Here is a 5,005-nt window from a genome sequence, read left to right as displayed (position 1 = left end):
TCTTTTCAACTGATTTTAATCTCTTGGTTTTCAATTGATTCAATTTAAGGATTCTGATTCTCCAATTTGCTCAGTTCTTATCTCTGATCAACCAAAAATCTCACGACAATCAACCTATTTCCGGATTCTGATCTCAATTTCCAGAAGATTCAACCTGATTTTTGATCTATTCAATTTACTGGATTCAATCTCACAAATTCATCAAAATCAGTTTCAGGTTCTCCAAATCTTGAATTTTTGGTTCCTGACCTTAGGTTTTCAAATTGATTCAATCAACGTTTTCCAGTTCAAAATCTCCAGATTCCTGATTCCCAAATTCTGTTTTTGGACGAGATTCAAATTCCTCATTTCTATTTCAAAAGCCGCCTAAACGTAAATCTCACCTGAAAAAACCAATCTCATTTTTCAAGATGGGCCCGGTTAATCTTAAGAATCCAAGTTTTTCGTTTTCTGTCCGATTCACCGTAAAGAATACAATACTCGATAGGATCTTTGCCCGCCTTTTAAAATTTCAATTGCCCGATATGAAAATCAATTCTCGATTTCAGGACAATTACCTGATTCTGAGTTCCTTTTTTGAGGCGGGACAATTCATATTTTCAATTCCATAGGATGCCAATTCTGATGCGGTACCCCATAACGGTCCGCATACCCGCCGTACGGAGCTTTGCGGAGTATGGACGGGTATGCATTGTTCTGCGCATTATTCTTTATAATAATAGATTGTTGATCGTCCTTTCCCCACTTGCCTAAGTAAGTTTTCATTTTTTAAATAAACAATATCTTTTCTTATCGTGTGGATTGATTCCTCTATCATATGTTTACTAATATCAGATATTTTAACCGGCTCATTATTCTTAATGAATTCCATAATTTTCGCTTGCCTATGAGACAAATATGATTTAGAATTCTTTATGTCTGCAAATCGTGATTCTAAAATATCTATAGCTTCATGCAGCATTTTTAAAAAGTATATTATCCAATTTGATATATTCTCTTTATTCGTATATCTGTCTTTTTGTCCATCCATCAAGACTCCATAATATTCTTTCTTTCTTTTCTCTATCTCTGTCTCCATTGAAGCATAATTCATAAAATCATATCCATTTCTAAGCAATAGAAGAGTAGTGAGTAATCGAGATAATCTTCCATTTCCATCTTGATAAGGGTGAATTGATAAAAATTCGTAAGTAAATGTTGAAATAACTATCAACGGGTGATATTCTTTTGATTCCAAATTCTTATTGGTCCACTCGATTATTGCATCCATCTCTAAATCGACCTTACTTGGATCAGTGGTATTAAATATTACTCTTTCGCTTCCTCCTGGATATTTTGCCACCACCTTATTTGTAACCCTTTTATAATTGCCTCTATGATATTCATCCTTTGAGCTTGCCTTTAACAGAATTTTGTGTAAATGATGAATATTGTTTTTTGTCAGCCCAATTTCTGAGTATGATTCCAATATCAATTCTAATACTTCATAGTATCCAAAAACCTCTTGTTCATCTCTTTCTTTAAGTTGACTCATAGAAAGATTTGATAGCAGTTTTTCTACTTCTTCATTAGTCAGAGTTGAACCTTCAATTCTTGTGGATGAACCAATACTTGCTATCGTCGCAATCTGCTTGAGTTCTTTAAGTAATTTGGATTCTTTGATCTCTAATCCAGTCCATTTCCCTTTAAACGAATCAATATATGCAATTTCTTTAATTACATATTGAGTTGATTTAAAGTCTAGTTGAAGTTTACTATCCATATTTCATCTTTTAGCACTTACAAGATAAGGACGAAAAACGAAATACTAGATTTTTATTAGAATTTTATTAGATTATTGTGTTGCGCAGAACGGCCCGGCTACGTGACGTGCCGGACTCTAAATTTACCATTTTCGTTCCATTTCACAAATGCCAGCGCAGCGGCTTTTCATCTCTATTTCCCTCTCGAAGATTTTTACCGGCATGGCATGTAGCCATTGTTCTCGGTTATTTCAGATTCCTAAAGTCCAATAACTCTACATTGAGGATTATTCTCTTTAAAAACAGTTACTTGATCTAGAGGAATATTATTCCCTCCTAAATCTAATCTCTGCAATCCTCTTAATTCATGTATACCTAGGGGTAAATTTTCAAGTCCCAAATTTCTGAGTCCGAGAATCCTTAAATTCTTCAACTCAGAAATGTTATCTGGAATATTATCAATTGTATTTGATCCAATGTCAAGTATCTCCAATTTAGTTAACTCAATTATTCCACTTGGAAAAGCATTCAACTTATTATTAAATAGATTTAATTCCTTAAGGTTTTTCAATTTACCAATCTCTTCCGGTAAAGATTCAATTTCGTTACTTGATAAATACAATCGCTCTAGTTTACTTAAATCGCATATTTCACTTGGAATTACCTTTAATCCTGTCGATGAGACCTCTAGATTTAATAGAGATGAAAGATTTTTAATCTCTCTTGGAATTTCGTAGACCTGATTTCGGGCAGAAATTGAAAACTCTTTCAAATTCGGCAGCTCACAAATTGATTTAGGGAATTTTGTTAACCGGTTATTAGTAAGCCTTAATACTTCCAACATAGATAGATTAGTGATCTCTTCTGGAATATCTTCAATTCTGTTCATTGATAAATCTAGTACGATTAGCCTATCAAGCTCGAACACCTCTTTTGGTATTTCCTCTAATAAATTGTATGCTACTTGTAAGGTTTCTAGGCTATCTAGGTGCTGAATACCTTCAAAAGATTCGATATTGGAATCTGCATTCCATGCCAAAATCTTTAATCTTTTTAGGTTACCTATAGTTTTAGGAAGTCGTTTTATTGGATTCCAACTTAAATCTAAGGTTTCCAATTTATTTAAGTATCCAATCTCTTCTGGTAAAAACTCAATTTTATTTGAATATAGCCTTAAAGTCCTCAAGTTTTGGAGTAATCCTATTTCTGAAGGGATTAATGAGATTTGGTTTTTCGTTAAATGTAACTCCTCCAAATGTATCATTTTGAACACTGAATCCGGTACCTCAGCTAGATCTATAAATGATAAATCAAGAATTAGAGAATCACTTTTTAGACTAGTATCACTTGATTGAATAAGTATCCTTTCTTTGCCATGACCATTGTTTGAATAAGAGAGGTAAGGGGTTATCAAAACAATTGACAGTAGATAAATTAGAAATTTAATTTCGAAAACCATTATGAATTTAGGTTGATTTACGCTCATCGTTTAAAATTATTCGAATTTCCGAGAACGGGAACGTGCAGCCGCAGTACGCAGCGCAGCGGAGTATTGTCGGCTGCACTGTGTTGGGTGCTTCCATTTTTATTATTCGTAAACCTATAAAAGCGACCGGTTTACCGATTCTGGATACTCCCAAAGGGCCGTTTTTACCGTTTTTACCGATTTTTCAATCTTTTTAAACCAATCCCCTGATTCTGATGATCTCAAATTGATCTTGAAAACTGGTCTCAATTTGTAAACATTCAGCCGCTTTAGACAAAGTTAAAATAAAATACGATATTTAATCCCATGGAACCGTCTGCACTGAATAACCTACTATCCAAGCTGCCGCCTGACATTAGCCAGGTGGTCAGGGTTATTATTTCTATGCAGCAAGAAACCATATCCCAGCGCGACGAAACGATCCGGACATTAGAGCAGCGCATCAAAGAACTGGAAGCCCAGCTCAACCAAAACAGCCGGAACAGTTCTCGACCGCCGAGCAGTGATGGCCCTACGAAGTCACGCACAACAACCCAAAAAAGTAAGAAAGGCAGGAAACCCGGTGGACAGCCAGGGCATAAGGGCACTACTTTGAAGATGGTGCCCAGCGCCGAGGCGAAGATTGAGGATCATTACCCAAAGGCTTGCTCTGGTTGCGGCGCAGATTTATCGGGGCAGCCAAGCTTGGGGTTTGACCGCCGTCAGGTCTTCGATATCCCCCCAATTGAGATACAAGTCACAGAGCACCGTGCACACCGCGCCAGCTGTTCCTGCTGTGGGGTGCGCACGCAGGGGCTCTTCCCCGCCGAAGCTACGAATAATGCGGTGTACGGCCCCAACCTGCGGACATTTGCCAGCTACTGCATGTCATACCAATTGCTGCCTTACGGACGCACGGCAGAACTGCTGTCCGATTTTTTAGGGCAGCCAATAAGCGAAGGGACGCTAGACAATATGCTTTCAGAGGCTTGCTGCCAACTGGACAGCTTCAGCGAACAAATAATAAGGCGCTTTCAACAAGAGGAGGTAGCAGGCTTTGACGAAACAGGCGTGCGCGCGCAAGGGCAGGCTTATGCCCATGTGGCCAGCGGCAGCGCCCATACTTACTTCTTTCTTGGAAAGCGGGGCTATGCTACGATGGACGAAATGGGCATCTTGCCAGGTTTTAAAGGCATTGCAGTGCATGACCGCTACGCTAACTACTTCGGCTATGACTGCCAGCATAGCCTGTGCAATGCCCATTTACTGCGCAACTTACAAGCCGTCATTGACGAGCATAATGATTACTGGGCCCGGCAACTGCAGGAACTGCTCAAAAACATCAATAAAGCAGTAAAACGGGCAAAAGCGAAGGGCAAAGATGCGTTTTCTTCCAGCCACTGCGCACAGTACCGCCAACGATACATGACCTGGGTACAACAGGGGCTAAAACTGCACCCTGCTGTAAATGGGGATGGCACAAAAGGGCCGCCTAAGCAAACCAAAACCCACAACCTCCTTATGGCCTTAAAAGAATATGCCAGCGAGGTGCTCCGTTTTCTGTACGACTTCCGGGTCCCTTTTGACAACAACAGGGCGGAGCGGGACATAAGGATGCTAAAAGTGAAAATGAAAATATCCGGTTTCTTTCACAGCATAGAGACTGGCAACCGCTTCTTGCGTATCAGGGCTTTCTTATCGACAGCCACTAAACAGGGATACTCCGCTTTTGAGGCTATGAAAAAACTCTTCACTGCCCAAACTGAGCCATTCGTATCGAATTTGCTCTGGGGCGATT

Annotated in this window: 3 protein-coding genes; 1 reads left to right on the top strand and 2 read right to left on the bottom strand. The window is 39.1% G+C overall.

Going from position 1 to position 5,005, the window contains the following annotated elements; all coding sequences use genetic code 11:
* Positions 1-703 precede the first annotated feature (703 nt).
* Positions 704-1,762, bottom strand: coding sequence for a Fic family protein (locus tag IX84_RS30085; RefSeq protein ID WP_044230278.1), 1,059 nt, complete (start codon positions 1,760-1,762; stop codon positions 704-706).
* A 239-nt stretch (positions 1,763-2,001) separates the two neighbouring features.
* The gene (locus IX84_RS30080; protein WP_044230276.1) at positions 2,002-3,228 is read right to left on the bottom strand and encodes a leucine-rich repeat domain-containing protein; all 1,227 of its coding nucleotides are present in this window, start codon (positions 3,226-3,228) and stop codon (positions 2,002-2,004) included.
* 306 nt (positions 3,229-3,534) lie between these two features.
* Here IX84_RS30080 and tnpC point away from each other — a divergent pair.
* Positions 3,535-5,005: IS66 family transposase (gene tnpC / locus IX84_RS30075; protein ID WP_052516523.1), on the top strand; the 1,471-nt coding region annotated here is incomplete at its 3' end.

Source organism: Phaeodactylibacter xiamenensis (genome assembly GCF_000759025.1).
Lineage (GTDB): Bacteria > Bacteroidota > Bacteroidia > Chitinophagales > Saprospiraceae > Phaeodactylibacter > Phaeodactylibacter xiamenensis.
Note: the sequence above shows the minus strand (reverse complement) of the source record. Positions and strands in the feature narration are given on the sequence as shown.